Below are 13,683 nucleotides of genomic sequence, written 5' to 3' on the forward strand. Positions count from 1 at the left end.
CCTACCTTAGCGGCTCTTTAAAACTGAGTACATGTTTATGAATAAAAAGTATTTACTACTGCTGGCGCTGGTGCCTATGAGTAGCGGGATATGGGCGCAGGACAACCTGGTAAACTCATTGAACGCTAATAAGAGCGATGCTTCGAAAGAGAAATTCAATTTTACCACAGTTATCAACATAGAAAGGACGTCGGTAAAAAACCAGGGCAGCAGCGGAACGTGCTGGAGCTATTCGGGGAATTCCTTCCTGGAATCGGAAATGATAAAAGCGGGTAAACAACCTGTTGACATCGCGGAAATATATACTGCGCGTTGCGTGTATATTGAAAAAGCGAAAAACTATGTACGTATGCATGGCTCCCTGAACTGGGGCGACGGCGGAGAGTTACATGATGTTGTTAATATCTATGGCCAGTATGGTGCTTTACCCCAGTCTGTTTACTCCGGTTTAAACTATGGAACCAGCGTCAACAAGTTTGCAGAGATGCAGGATGTACTGAAAGGTATGCTTGACGGTGTCATCAAAAATGCGAACGGCAAGTTAACAGCCAACTGGCTGCCTGCTTTCACGGCAGTGCTGGACAGTTACCTGGGTAAAGTTCCTGAGCAATTCCAGTACAACGGTAAAACTTATACTCCGCAATCTTTTGCAAAAGAGGTAATAGGTCTTAAGGCTTCCGATTATGTTGAGCTGACCTCTTTACAGGATAAACCTTTCTACCAGAAAGTATTTCTTCCTGTTCCTGACAACTGGAGCTTCGACTATGCATACAATGTACAGATGACCGAGTTAACCGACCTGATAGATAACGCTTTGAAGAGCGGTTACAGTGTAGGCTGGGCAACCGATGTAAGTGAAAAATACTTCAGTTGGGCCAATGGTGTTGCTTATGTTCCTGAAAAAGAATTTGAAGCAATGACGTCTATCGAGAAAGCCAATATTTTCAATGGACCTAAGCCTGAAAGAGTTATTACTCCTGAGGCGCGCCAGGAAGCTTTTGACAACTATACGACACAGGATGATCATGGTATGCAGATCGTAGGTCTTGCGAAGGATCAGAATGGCCGTGAGTACTATATTGTAAAGAACTCCTGGGGTGAATCGAACGACTACAAAGGTTACCTGTATGTGACCAAGGCTTTTGTTCAGTATAAATCAACTGCTATCCTTCTGAATAAGAATGCGATAACGAAAGATTTTCGCGGGAAGCTTGGGATCTAAAGATAGAAGGCAGCGGGTCAGGAATTGAGGGAGAGCGCTTTTTAAGGATCCAGGAAACAGACAGATCTTATATTGATCCCGGTCGTTTTGTGCGGCCGGGATTTTTTATTTGGGAGAGTCATCTCTTCCTATATTAGCATTATGAACGCCAATATCGCCAAGGAGCCTATTTTCCGGCCTTTTGTTCTATCGGGTGGCGGCGCCCGTGGTTATGCGCATCTTGGGGTGCTGAAAGCATTTGAAGAATGCCGAATTTTCCCGGAGGTTATTTCTGCAACGAGTTCAGGATCTATTGTTGCAGTTTTTATCTGTGACGGTTATACTCCTGATGAAGTGCTTGAACTGGTAAGACATACGCGTATAGGCGTATCGATGCAATGGAAAAATATGAGCTCGGGGTTTTTATCGCTGAAAACTGTAGAAATGGCGATGAAGCAGCATTTGAGACATACTACGTTTGAAGAATTGAAGATTCCGCTTCATGTTACTGCCACCAATTTTATTACGGGGCAACAAACCATCTTTAACAAGGGGCCTCTTATTCCTGCTATTCTTGCGGCGTCGAGCATTCCACTTTTATTCCAGGCAGTGGAGATTGACGGCATTCCTTATGTTGACGGCGGGCTGTCGGGTAATTTGCCTGCCACACCGTTGGTGCCGGCGTATGAAAACATCATAGGCGTTCATGTAAATCCACTTAAACCTTATAAGCCTGACAACAGTCTGCGTGCCAATATAGAGCGCACGCTGCTGATGGCGATACGGGAGCAGATCAGCTTTACGCGGCAGTTATGCAGCCGGTTTATTGAACCTGAAGATCTGAGCCAGTATGGCATTTTTGATTTCAAACATTTTGAGGCCATTTACCAGATAGGATTAGACTATACAAGGAAGCTATTAAGGGAGCATCCTGAACAAGCGATATAAGATCTCTGCTTTCCACAGCCGATACCGGCATTGCATTTCCCCTGCATTGGGACCGGTTTGTTACTGCGGAAAACAGAGATGTGCCGGTATGATGGCTTTTTTGCACTTTACCGGTTTGCCTTTGTGAGCGGCAGATACAGTTTCCGCCTTGTTACGGCGCCTGGAATTTTCCTTTGTTACTTAGTTTGATGTAAGTATAGTCGTACGTGGGTTTAGAATTTACGCAGGACGCAAAAAGGATGACGGCAGCCGCGAGGGCTGCATGTTTTTTAACGGCGGACATTGGATTTTAATTTTCGTAAAAATATTCTGCGGCGGTTGCTTTGTAAATAGCTATTAAAGGGTATTTATAACGTAGATGGCAGAACTACGAAGTTTGAACGTTATCTTGCAAAAAATTAATTTTTCTATGCTGGCACATCATGTATTATTCTGGCTGAAAGCGGATATAACAGAAGCGCAAAAAGCGGCGTTCCGTGAAAGTCTTGAAGGACTTAAAAAAGTTGAGACGGTAAAGACATTTCATGTAGGTGAACCGTCCAGTATCAGTCGCGCGGTGGTAGATACTACTTATACATTTTCGCTGGTGATTTTCTTTGAAGATATGGCTGGTCATGATGTGTACCAGGTGCATCCCTTACACAAGGCTTTCCTGGAGGAGTTCCGCGTATTCTTTGAGAAAGTGGTGATCTACGATTCTATTTAGTGCTCACAGGTTGTGTGTGTGTTTTAACGGGTTGTTCATTTCTTCCGTTTTGATTGTACCTGTATGTTGGTATTTATGGCGGTTAGCTGGTGAATGAAGGATTCTTTGTCGTTGGGAGAGATCATCACTGTATCGTATTTGTTATAGAGGATTTCGAGGCGATCGAAGGACGCGGCGGGTGAGCTAAGCGGGTTGTTTGTTTCTTTTATCTTCCTGATGGAATCGATTTTAACGATCTGCTTCCAGAATGCCCATGTGATGGTTAGATTACCGTCGTCAATGACATAGCGGATGGTAAAAGTGCAATAGGCGGAAAATGCCGCGCCCAGCAGCATCAGGGGCACCATGACCCAAACACGTTGTATTATCATGAGTGCAATTACCCCGCACCAGGCTGTAAATACCGGAATCCAAAGGCCCAGACTAATCTTAGATGTGTAACGGGTTGTCATAATAATCAATGTTTAATGGTCGTGTTATTAAAGATATATATATTTCCAATTAAAGAAAAGGCTCATGCGTAATTCTTGTTTATGGATTATTTTATTCTTTTCGTTCACAACGGTTTGTGCACAGGAAAGAAAATATACAATGGCTGAAGCCACTAATGGCTTACGTCAGAACCTCGCTCCTTCGCGGCTTATGCAGCTGGAATGGATACCTGGCGAACAGGCGTATTCGCAGCTGACTGTTACTGCCGAGAAAAAATTCGTGTGGGAGAAAACCTTGTTGCCTTCCGGCAAAAAGCAGCTTTTGTTCCGTGTCAGTAATATGAGCTGGCAGCTGTTTCATGATTCTACACTCCGGTGGATGCCTGTTTTTCACTGGTTGTCACCGACAGAAGCCTGGTTTAGCAGGGACAGCAATTATTACCGTTGTTCGTTCGCTGCCGATGGCAGCGTAAACTACAGCCTGTGGTTTCATTTACCTGCGGCTGCGGAAAATGTATTTATACATGAGAAGAGCCGTCATGCTGCTTATACTATCGACAATAACCTGTATTTGCGGAACAGCAATGGCAATACTGTTAAGATTACGAATGATACGGCAGCGGGTATTGTAAATGGTCAGAGTGTACACCGTGAAGAGTTTGGGATAGATCATGGGATCTTCTTCTCTCCCGATGGGACCAAGGTTGCTTTTTACAGGATGGATCAGCAGATGGTGAGCGATTATCCTATTCCTGACTGGAGCGTTACTCCGGCCCAGGTAAAGCAGATCAAATATCCCATGGCGGGCAGGACTTCGCACCAGGTGACGCTGGGTGTTTATGATATTGCTGCCGGCAGCACCCGCTTTATGCAAACGGGAACACCTGCCGACCAGTATCTTACTGCTGTAAGCTGGGCTCCGGATGGGCAGCAGGTATATATTGCCTTGTTAAACCGTGCACAGAATCATGTTTGGTTCAATCAATACCAGGCGTCTACCGGCAGCCTGGTTAAGACTTTATTTGAAGAAACGCATCCACGTTATATTCAGCCAAGGCATAGTATCAGTTTTCTTCCATGGAATAAAGACCAGTTCATCTGGTGGAGTGAACGTGACGGCTACCAGCACCTTTATCTCTACAATACCGGCGGGCAGCTGGTACAGCAGCTTACCAAAGGCAACTGGATGGTAAATGAACTTACCGGGTTTCGTGAGAAGACACGTGAGATCATTTATACTTCAACCGAAGCCAGTGCGCTGGAGAAGCAGGTTTATATCGCCAGTATCGATGGTAAAAAGAAAGAACGTTTGACCACTGTTGCCGGGTGGCATGATGCGACCATCAGCACAAACGGTTTATTCCTGTTAGACAAGTATAGTTCAGAGACTGTTCCCTATGTTGTCCGGGTTTCGGAGATCAAGGGAAAATATGATCAGCAGCTACACTCTTCGCCTGATCCGCTGAAAGATTTTGACAGGCCTGTGATACGTCCTGTGCAGTTAAAGGCTGCGGATGACAGTACCATCCTTTATGGCAAGCTGATATTACCAACCCATTTCGACAGTACGCGTAAATATCCTGTTATTGTTTACCTGTATAATGGTCCTAATGTACAGCTGATCCGCAATTCATTTCCTGCCAGCGGCAACCTCTGGTATGAGTATATGGCACAGCAGGGATTCATTGTATTTACGATGGATGGCCGTGGCAGCTCGAACCGCGGGCTCGCGTTTGAGCAGGCTACTTTCCGTCAGCTGGGGACTGTTGAAATGGAAGACCAGCTGAAGGGGGTTGACTATCTGAAGGCACTTCCTTATGTAGATGCACAGCGTATGGGGGTTCATGGATGGAGCTTTGGCGGATTTATGACCACCTCTCTTATGCTGCGTCATCCCGATGTATTTAAAGTTGGTGTAGCGGGTGGTCCTGTTATCGACTGGCGTATGTATGAGGTTATGTATACGGAGCGTTATATGGATACTCCTGAAGAAAATCCCGAAGGGTATGCAGCTTCGAACCTGCTTACAAAAACGAAGAATTTAAAGGGTAAATTACTGATGATACATGGCACCAATGATGATGTTGTTGTATGGCAGCATAGCATTGATTTTCTGAAAGCCTGTGTTGATAATGGAACTCAGATCGATTATTTTGTTTATCCTGGTCATTTGCATAATGTGCTGGGTAAGGACAGGGTGCATTTGATGCAGAAGATCACTGATTATTTTAAGGAGAAGCTTTAGGATGTGTATGCGGGTGACTGCATAAGATAGCCAGGCATATTATACATAAGGGGTCGTATCATAATTTGATACGGCCCCTTATTTTATGCTTTTCTGTAAGGTGAAGCGACCTCCTCACTATCTGTCTGAACCACCCCTTTTTTTGTCTTAAATCCCCCTTTTGGGGGCTTTATATTAGATGTACATTTGGTTATCCGAATAAACATTAAATACCCGGGCGGCTTTTAGCAGCCCTTATTACAACATTTTAAACTGTAATAGTTATGAGAATTGCTGTCATTATCATCAGGATACTTATGGGACTGATGTTCCTTTTTTCTTCTGTAGTTGTATTATTCAAACTTGTTCCTATGCCCGCATTAAGCGGTGATGTAAAAACTTTTATGGACGGGCTTATGGTATCGCGCTACCTGTTTCCGCTTATAAAGATCACTGAGCTGGTATGCGCCATTGCTTTCCTGGTTGGCAGGTTTGTTCCGCTGGCTAACGTGGTTTTATTTCCGGTAACGCTAAACATTGTTCTGTATCACGCATTTGTATTGCCTGACGGATTATTGGTGGCAATACTTTTATTGGTGGGTCATCTTGTGCTGGCTTATGCTTACCGCGACCGATATAGCGCTATGCTTTCTGCAAATAGTAAAGTATTGTAGTTGTTGCAAAGCGCCATGCGTATTTCGTGATGGCATATTTATGGCGCTGATTTATACATGATAGGGTTATTATATCAATCAAAAGAATTATCATATGGATCAGATACTTGTTGCAAAAGCCAAAATCCAGGTACAAAAACCGGCAGCCGAAGTTTTTGATGCTATTACAGATCCGGATAAGATGAGCCAGTATTTTATCAGCAAAGGGTCTGGCCGTTTAGATGCAGGTAAAACTGTGGAGTGGACTTTCCCTGAATTTCCGGATTCATTTCCTGTACGCGTGGGTAATATAGAGCAGGATAAATATATCTCGTTTCACTGGGATAACGGGACCAGGGAGATGCTCGTTGAAATGACATTGACCGAAGCCAGCAATAACTCTACGATAATAGCTATCACGGAAAAGGATGCTCCTATCGATGACGTGGGTTTAAAGTGGGTAATCAGTAATACTGAAGGGTGGACTAATTTCCTGGCCTGCCTTAAAGCATGGATGGAGTATGGGATTCATTTAAGGAAAGGAGCATTTGATTTTCTTTCAGCAAAGGGGTAGTCTATATTATGTAATATGCCAGGACTATGATAACCAGTATAGTACATAATATGAGTATTGCCGACGAATCGCGGGCGTAATGCTTTCGTCTCCAAATAGCCAATGTAAGCAGCGCAGGGGCTGTGAAGAAAAGAACAAACGCTTCTATTTTATCGTGGTTCGCAACGGGGTATACATATGTACTGTGGCGTTTATTAACTAGCGCAGGTTTCAGCACCAGGTTCCTGGCAACAACAAATGTATCCCCAATGTTGAATTCTTCTTTGAGATACCTGTTGGGGATCCTGAAACTTTCGTCTGAGTCTGTGTACACCATTGTATAGTATTCATCCCAAGTGCCTATTTCTTCGTCTCCTTTGAAAGCTACTTTTTCATTTTCTATATCAGCAACCTGATAACTAACCGGGAAAAGCTGACAGGGGATGAGATAAGCCAATATCGCAAACACAATATAACCTATTCGCAGGGCTACTGTTGTGTTAAAGGAGATAGACATATCAGAAGATGTCTTCGAGTTCTTTAAGATGGTGGATGGTATAGGTTGAGGGAACGTGGGCTTCGATTTTCAGGTGATTTACGAAAACTGTATCGAGGCCTGCGTCGTTGCCGCCGCGGATGTCGGCTTCGAGGTTGTCGCCGAGCATGATGCTTTCTGCTTTTAACGCGCCTGTTACCTGCAGCGCGTAGTCGAATATTTCCTTTTTGGGTTTAAGACTGTTGCTGACTTCGGAGGTGATCACTTTTCCGAAGTAATGCTGAAGATTACTGCTCTTCAGCTTGTTGTGCTGTACGGCATCGAAACCATTGGTTACGAGATGCAACTGATATCCTTTATTGATAAGGTAATCGAGGATCTCTACAGTGTAGGGGAAGAGTCTTTTTTTGAAGGGCAGCCGTTCCAGGAACTGGGCGGACATGGCTTTGGACAAAATATCGTCTCCTATTTTAAAATCGAGGAGTGTAAACCACATTCTTTTCCAGCGCAGGTCTTCCTGTTTCATGAATCCTTTTTCATACCGTTCCCAGAGGCGTTTATTATGGAAGCTATAACGTTCAAAGAAAAGCTCGGTATCGATAATGCCTTTTTCTGATAAGTTATTGATGCCATGCAGTTCCATCAGGGTTTCCTTAGCATTGGTTTCAAAATCCCAAAGCGTATGATCGAGGTCGAAGAACAAGTGTCGATAGCGCATGAAAATGTCTTATTTGGCGAAATCTGATGTCTGGTATAGTATTGCAAAGGTAAGACTATTAAAATTGAGCTTGTAAATACCTATGTTATGAATATTGTTATTACCGGAGGATCGAAGGGGCTGGGCAAAGCGATTGCTGAGAAGTTTGGAGAAGATAAACAAGGGCATGGCATTTTTCTTTGTGCACGGAATGAGGAGACGCTAAAGGCATTTGCGATGGACCTGCAGGCGCGTTTTCCGCGTACCAATGTGCAGCATTTCGCCGCCGACTTAAGTGTACAGGAAGAGGTTACGGCTTTTGCTGAATGGATAAAGCAACAGGAAGTTACGGTGGATATACTGGTAAATAATGCGGGGCAGTTTATCCCGGGCAGTGTACATAATGAGCCGGAAGGCGTATTGGAGCAACTGATGGCGGCCAATTTATTCAGCGCGTATGATCTGACGCGGGCATTGCTGCCTGCTATGATGGAAGCGCGGCGCGGGCATATTTTCAACATGTGTTCTATTGCCTCGCTGCAGGCTTATGCGAATGGAGGGGCTTACAGCATCAGCAAGTTTGCGCTGGCGGGGTTTTCGCAGAACCTGCGGGAGGAGATGAAGCCTTATAATATCAAGGTGACGACGGTGTACCCTGGAGCGGCTTATACTGATTCGTGGGCGGGGTCGGGTGTTGATCCGAAGCGATTGATGGAGGCGGGGGATATTGCTTCGATGATTTATACGGCGGCGTTTTTATCGCCGCAGGCTTGTGTAGAGGAGATTATTTTAAGGCCGCAGTTGGGGGATCTTTAGGAAATAATGACTGCCATTTAGGGAAGTTCGAGTTTGCAATCAACTCATTTTCAATAGCCTAAAAATTGAGCGCTTATTTTGGGATGTTTTTAAACAAGCTAGTATGAGTAATGCAAAATATATTGGTATATTTGTATTGGAGGCTTTGCCGGGAAACTGGCATTGCCTTTTTTCTTTTTATACTATGGTTATACTCCAGATTACGTGTTCGTTGCAGTTTCCAATTTGCCGCAAACATCTATATCGCAATAGTTTAATTAATTTAAGGTATGGGTTCAGTTCTTCTCTCCCTGGTTTCACTAATTTTTCTACTCTAAAATTCCACGAGAGCAAATAAAAAACAGAAGCCTGTAGCTTCGTCTATAAAGTTACGGCAAGCAGCGTAGTCTTATCACAAGAAATTAAGAAGGAAACTCCTGAAAGCCGTACTCCCAATCAGTGCAACAAAAAAGCCCAGAACAACGTTCCGGGCTTGCTGTTTATCATGTTATATGTATGCTAGACTTCACCGGTGAACTGGTGGAGGAAGCGGACATCGTTTTGAGAATAGAGGCGGAGGTCGTTGACGCGGTATTTGAGCTGGCAGATACGCTCCATGCCCATGCCGAATGCAAAGCCGGTGTACTTGTTAGAGTCGATACCGAAGTTATCGAGCATTTTGGGATGCACCATACCACAACCGAGGATCTCAACCCAGCCGGTGTGTTTACATAATGAGCAGCCTTTGCCACCACATACCGTACAACTGATATCCATTTCGGCACTGGGCTCGGTGAATGGGAAATAAGATGGGCGGAAACGGATTTTAACGTCTTTGCCAAACATCTCCTGAACGAAGAAGTAAAGGGTTTGTTTCAGATCGGCAAAGCTTACGTGTTCATCGATATATAGACCTTCTACCTGGTGGAAGAAGCAATGCGCACGGGCGCTGATGGTTTCGTTGCGATATACACGGCCGGGGCATATGATGCGGATCGGCGGCTTTTGTTTCTCCATTACACGGGCCTGCACACTCGATGTGTGTGTACGCAGGACCCAATCGGGGTTCTGAAGAATGTAAAAGGTATCCTGCATGTCCCTGGCGGTGTGGTTTTCAGGCATGTTCAATGCGGTGAAGTTGTGCCAGTCGTCTTCCATTTCGGGGCCTTCAGCTACTGCAAAGCCCAGGCGTTTGAAGATGGATACTATCTGATTGCGGACGATGCTGATGGGGTGACGGCTTCCAACGTCTACAGTGGAACCCGGGAGGGTCCAGTCGTAAGCGAGCGAAGTGTCGGCGGCGGCGTTATCGCTGCCTTTGAGGGCTTCCCATTTGTCTTCGGCGTGTTGTTTCAGGTCGTTCATCACCTGTCCGAAGTTCTTTTTCTGGTCGTTGGGAATATTTTTCATCTCGCCCATAAGGCCTTTGATGATGCCTTTTGTGCCGAGATATTTGATGCGGAAAGATTCGGCGGCGTCGTTACCGTCTGCTTCGAAAGCGGTTATTTCCTGCTTTAATACCTCAATCTGTTGCAACAGTTGTTCCATGCTTAGTCTTGTTTAGTCATTTTAGCAGTATTTTCTGCCATTTGCAATGCTTCGATAAATTCCTCTATTTCGCCGTTGACAACAGCGTCGAGATTGTAGGAAGTTAAGCCAATTCTGTGATCTGTAACGCGTCCCTGCGGCCAGTTATAGGTACGGATCTTCGCGCTTCTGTCGCCTGTGCTCACAAGCGTTTTACGCTGGCGGGAGATCTCTTCTTCCTGTTTGCGCACCTGTTCTTCGTATAAACGTGTACGGAGCATGGTCATCGCTTTTTCGCGGTTACCGAGCTGTGTACGTTCTGTTTGACAGATAACCACGGTACCTGTTGGGATGTGTGTCAACATTACTTTGGTTTCCACCTTGTTAACGTTCTGACCACCGGCGCCACCGCTTCGTGAGGTTTCCATTTTCACGTCGGAAGGGTTGAGTTCGAAATCCACTTCTTCCGCTTCGGGCATTACTGCCACGGTAGCTGCGGAGGTATGAACGCGGCCTTGTGTTTCGGTGTTGGGAACCCTTTGTACACGGTGAACGCCACTTTCGAATTTGAGGGTTCCGTAAACGTCTTCGCCGGTTACTTCTACCATCACCTCTTTGTAACCACCCACGGTGCCTTCGCTTTCGCTGACGATAGCTGCTTTCCAGCCTTTTTTAGCGCAATAGCGGAGGTACATGTTCAGCAGGTCGCCTGCGAACAGGGAAGCCTCGTCGCCACCGGTACCGGCGCGGATTTCCAGTACTGCGTTTTTATCGTCCTGCGGATCTTTGGGGATCAGCAGTTTGGTCAATTCTTTTTCCAGCGCTTCTTTTTTCTCTTCGAGTTCGGGCAGTTCCATTTTGGCCAGCTCACGCATTTCTTCGTCGCTGCCATTGAGGGCGTCCTTGCTGAAGGTATAATCGGCCATCACCTTACGATATTCTTCATAGGGCTTCACAATTTTCTCCAAATCCCTGTATTCCTTGCTCATTTTACCGAACTCCCGTTGATTATTAATGATCTCTGGGTTGGTAAGTGCTATCCCTATCTGTTCAAAACGGGCCTTAATGCCGTCTAGTTGATCTAACATTGTGTATGATTTTCTATCTCCGGCAGATTGGCCCGGAGCGGCGGCAAAATTAAGAGTTTTCAGTGGCATCCGGCATCTCCTGTAACTTTGGCTTTATGGCATACTTAAAAATTCAGGGTAGCGGGCTCTTCGACGGCCGGGAAATGCTGGGGCCTGAGCAGGTACTGATTACGGATGAGCAGGGAAAAGTAGCAGCAATTATTGCCGAAAAAGATGCGGGTGATGATATCCGGAAGGTGAATGGCATTGTTAGCCCGGGGTTCGTGAATTGCCATTGCCACCTGGAATTGAGTCATATGAAGGCGCTGCTTCCGGAATCTACCGGGCTAGTGAATTTTGTGACCGGCGTTATGCAGCAGCGCAGTTTTGCCCCGGAGCAGATAGCGGAGGCCATCGTTGCCGGAGAGGACGAAATGTACCGCGGCGGGGTTGTGGCGGTTGGCGATATCTGTAATACTACTCATACCATACAACAGAAGGAAAAGGGCAGGCTCACATATCATAACTTTATGGAAGTCAGCGGTTTTATTCCTGCTGGCGCTGGTGCGCGGATGGCGCAGGCGGTACAAAACCTGGAAGCTTTCAACTCTGCCGGCTTAAACGGCTCCATTACGGCTCATGCGCCGTATTCGGTTTCCCCGGCTTTGTTTTCGCTTATCAATGAACATAGCGCTGGCAAAATAACATCGGTACACAACCAGGAAACCCCGGAAGAGGATGCTTTTTTTGTTACCGGCGACTCTGCCTTCCGGCAGTTGTATAGTATGCTGGGAGCTGATATTTCGTTTTACCAGGCCCCCGGCTGCCGTTCACTTCGTCACTGGCTGCCGCTGCTTGACCGACCGGCACAGGTGCTGCTGGTTCATAACACCTGCAGTACTACTGAAGATATTAGCCTGGCATTACAGCAGGCGCAATTACATCACCAGCAACTGTTCTGGACCTTGTGTGTTAATGCGAATCTTTATATTGAAAACCAGGTGCCTCCTGTTGGGCTGCTGAGAGAAATGGGATGCACTATTACGGTTGGTACTGACAGCCTGGCCAGCAATCGCCAGTTGAGTATTCTTGCCGAATTAAAGACTTTACAAACTCATTTTCCTGATCTAACCTTAGCGGAGTTATTGCGATGGGCCACTTTTAACGGGGCGCAGGCGCTGCAGTTGCAGGACAGGTATGGCAGTTTTGAAAAGGGGAGACAGCCGGGCGTGTTGGTTGTGGACGAGGGATTGAATGGGGTGGAGAGAGTGGATGGCAGATGGTAGAATTATGTTACAGATGTGATATGACAACGAAGCCGGGGAAATTATCTCCGGCTTCGTTGTTTCTACTGATAAAGATTTTAGTAACAGAGACAATATGTCTGCTTTTTGAGCAGGCTCTTTGTGCACTTATCCTATACTGATCGTATACTCATCCTATACTCTGCTAATTTCATTAGTGTTTCGCAGACATGACAGGTTGACTTATTTTTTTGCTATTTCATCGAGCGCTATCATTTCATCGGCGGTGAGGCGGATGGTTTGAGCCGCGAAGTTTTCTTCGAGGTGTTTTACTTTGGAAGTGCCGGGTATAAGCAGGATGTTGGGAGCATAATGCAATAGCCAGCTAAGCGCTAATTGCTGGAGGCTTATGCCTTTATTGGCGGCAAAGGCTTCGAGGGCTTTCAGCGATTCGGCGCTGCCACCATCCAATGGATACCATGGAATAAATGCGATGCCGTTTTCCTTACAATATTGCAGCTCTGCTTCCCATTTACGGTTACTGAAGCTATACATGTTTTGAACAGAGACAATATCGACGAAGGTGCGTGCCTTTTCGATATCAGCCACACTTACTTCCGACAATCCGATATGTTCGATGAGTCCGTCTTCCTGGGCTCTTTGCAAGAATTCAAGCGTTTGTTCGAAAGGGACATTGGGATCGATACGATGCAACTGGTATAGTTGAATGCAGTCGAGTTTCAATCGTTCGAGGCTGCCGTGCAATGCTTCTTTGAGGTGATCGGGATGTGCATTAACAGGCCATTGATCGGGTCCTGTACGGAGGAGGCCGCCTTTGGTGGCTATCACGAGGTCTTCGGGATAAGGATAGAGGGCCTCTGCGATCAGCTCTTCGGAGATGTTGGGGCCGTAGCTATCGGCGGTATCTATGAAGTTGATACCGAGTTCAACGGCTCTTTGCAATACTTTGATAGCTTCTTCCTTATCGGCGGGCGGTCCCCAGATGCCTTTACCGGTGATACGCATAGCACCGAAGCCCATACGGTTCACGGTAAAATCGCTTCCGAGGGTGTAAGTAGGTTTAAAACTAGTCATGGTTAAAAGAATTATTTAAAGTTGAGGTAAGTGAGTTTGGGAACTA

At 45.9% G+C, this 13,683-nt stretch carries 14 protein-coding genes; 8 read left to right on the top strand and 6 right to left on the bottom strand.

Going from position 1 to position 13,683, the window contains the following annotated elements; translation table 11 throughout:
• Positions 1 to 37: 37 nt before the first annotated feature.
• The 3 genes from ESB13_RS21445 (at position 38) to ESB13_RS21455 (ending at position 2,855) form a co-directional block, all read left to right on the top strand.
• Entirely contained in the window at positions 38 to 1,222 is a 1,185-nt protein-coding gene (locus ESB13_RS21445) for a C1 family peptidase (protein WP_129005758.1), read from the top strand.
• Between the two features lie 141 nt (positions 1,223 to 1,363).
• The gene (locus tag ESB13_RS21450) at positions 1,364 to 2,149 is read left to right on the top strand and encodes a patatin-like phospholipase family protein (RefSeq protein WP_129005759.1); all 786 of its coding nucleotides are present in this window, start codon (positions 1,364 to 1,366) and stop codon (positions 2,147 to 2,149) included.
• A 409-nt stretch (positions 2,150 to 2,558) separates the two neighbouring features.
• A complete protein-coding gene (locus ESB13_RS21455; protein ID WP_129005760.1) occupies positions 2,559 to 2,855 on the top strand; it encodes a Dabb family protein in 297 nt (98 codons plus the stop codon).
• Between the two features lie 35 nt (positions 2,856 to 2,890).
• On the opposite strand, the gene ESB13_RS21460 is transcribed toward ESB13_RS21455, so the two are convergent.
• Positions 2,891 to 3,307 (bottom strand): PH domain-containing protein, encoded by a 417-nt coding sequence (locus ESB13_RS21460; protein WP_129005761.1) that lies wholly within the window; start codon positions 3,305 to 3,307, stop codon positions 2,891 to 2,893.
• A 64-nt stretch (positions 3,308 to 3,371) separates the two neighbouring features.
• On the opposite strand from ESB13_RS21460, the gene ESB13_RS21465 reads away from it, so the two are divergent.
• The 3 genes from ESB13_RS21465 (at position 3,372) to ESB13_RS21475 (ending at position 6,737) form a co-directional block, all read left to right on the top strand.
• Positions 3,372 to 5,531: a S9 family peptidase gene (locus ESB13_RS21465; RefSeq protein WP_129005762.1), complete on the top strand. Its 2,160-nt coding sequence runs from the start codon at positions 3,372 to 3,374 to the stop codon at positions 5,529 to 5,531.
• 263 nt (positions 5,532 to 5,794) lie between these two features.
• Positions 5,795 to 6,184: a DoxX family membrane protein gene (locus tag ESB13_RS21470; RefSeq protein ID WP_129005763.1), complete on the top strand. Its 390-nt coding sequence runs from the start codon at positions 5,795 to 5,797 to the stop codon at positions 6,182 to 6,184.
• A 94-nt stretch (positions 6,185 to 6,278) separates the two neighbouring features.
• Entirely contained in the window at positions 6,279 to 6,737 is a 459-nt protein-coding gene (locus tag ESB13_RS21475; RefSeq protein ID WP_129005764.1) for an SRPBCC domain-containing protein, read from the top strand.
• Position 6,738: 1 nt separating this feature from the next.
• Here ESB13_RS21475 and ESB13_RS21480 read toward each other — a convergent pair whose 3' ends face one another.
• Together ESB13_RS21480 and ESB13_RS21485 are read right to left on the bottom strand one after the other, a co-directional pair.
• Positions 6,739 to 7,233 carry a hypothetical protein gene (locus ESB13_RS21480; protein WP_129005765.1) on the bottom strand — a complete coding sequence of 165 codons (495 nt, stop codon included), beginning with the start codon at positions 7,231 to 7,233 and terminating at the stop codon, positions 6,739 to 6,741.
• 1 nt (position 7,234) lies between these two features.
• Positions 7,235 to 7,930, bottom strand: a complete 696-nt coding sequence (locus tag ESB13_RS21485; RefSeq protein WP_129005766.1) for a YjjG family noncanonical pyrimidine nucleotidase — start codon at positions 7,928 to 7,930, stop codon at positions 7,235 to 7,237.
• Positions 7,931 to 8,017: 87 nt separating this feature from the next.
• On the opposite strand from ESB13_RS21485, the gene ESB13_RS21490 reads away from it, so the two are divergent.
• Positions 8,018 to 8,725, top strand: a complete 708-nt coding sequence (locus ESB13_RS21490) for an SDR family NAD(P)-dependent oxidoreductase (protein ID WP_129005767.1) — start codon at positions 8,018 to 8,020, stop codon at positions 8,723 to 8,725.
• A gap of 498 nt (positions 8,726 to 9,223) precedes the next feature.
• Here ESB13_RS21490 and ESB13_RS21495 read toward each other — a convergent pair whose 3' ends face one another.
• Both ESB13_RS21495 and prfA read right to left on the bottom strand, forming a co-directional pair.
• A complete protein-coding gene (locus tag ESB13_RS21495) occupies positions 9,224 to 10,252 on the bottom strand; it encodes a phenylalanine--tRNA ligase subunit alpha (RefSeq protein WP_129005768.1) in 1,029 nt (342 codons plus the stop codon).
• A 2-nt stretch (positions 10,253 to 10,254) separates the two neighbouring features.
• Positions 10,255 to 11,319 carry a peptide chain release factor 1 gene (gene prfA / locus ESB13_RS21500; RefSeq protein ID WP_129005769.1) on the bottom strand — a complete coding sequence of 355 codons (1,065 nt, stop codon included), beginning with the start codon at positions 11,317 to 11,319 and terminating at the stop codon, positions 10,255 to 10,257.
• Between the two features lie 95 nt (positions 11,320 to 11,414).
• Here prfA and ESB13_RS21505 point away from each other — a divergent pair, with 95 nt between their 5' ends.
• A complete protein-coding gene (locus ESB13_RS21505; RefSeq protein WP_129005770.1) occupies positions 11,415 to 12,584 on the top strand; it encodes an amidohydrolase family protein in 1,170 nt (389 codons plus the stop codon).
• A gap of 201 nt (positions 12,585 to 12,785) precedes the next feature.
• Here ESB13_RS21505 and ESB13_RS21510 read toward each other — a convergent pair whose 3' ends face one another.
• Positions 12,786 to 13,637, bottom strand: a complete 852-nt coding sequence (locus ESB13_RS21510) for an aldo/keto reductase (protein ID WP_129005771.1) — start codon at positions 13,635 to 13,637, stop codon at positions 12,786 to 12,788.
• Positions 13,638 to 13,683 lie beyond the last annotated feature (46 nt).

Origin of the sequence: Filimonas effusa, assembly GCF_004118675.1 — a bacterium.
Taxonomy (GTDB): domain Bacteria; phylum Bacteroidota; class Bacteroidia; order Chitinophagales; family Chitinophagaceae; genus Filimonas; species Filimonas effusa.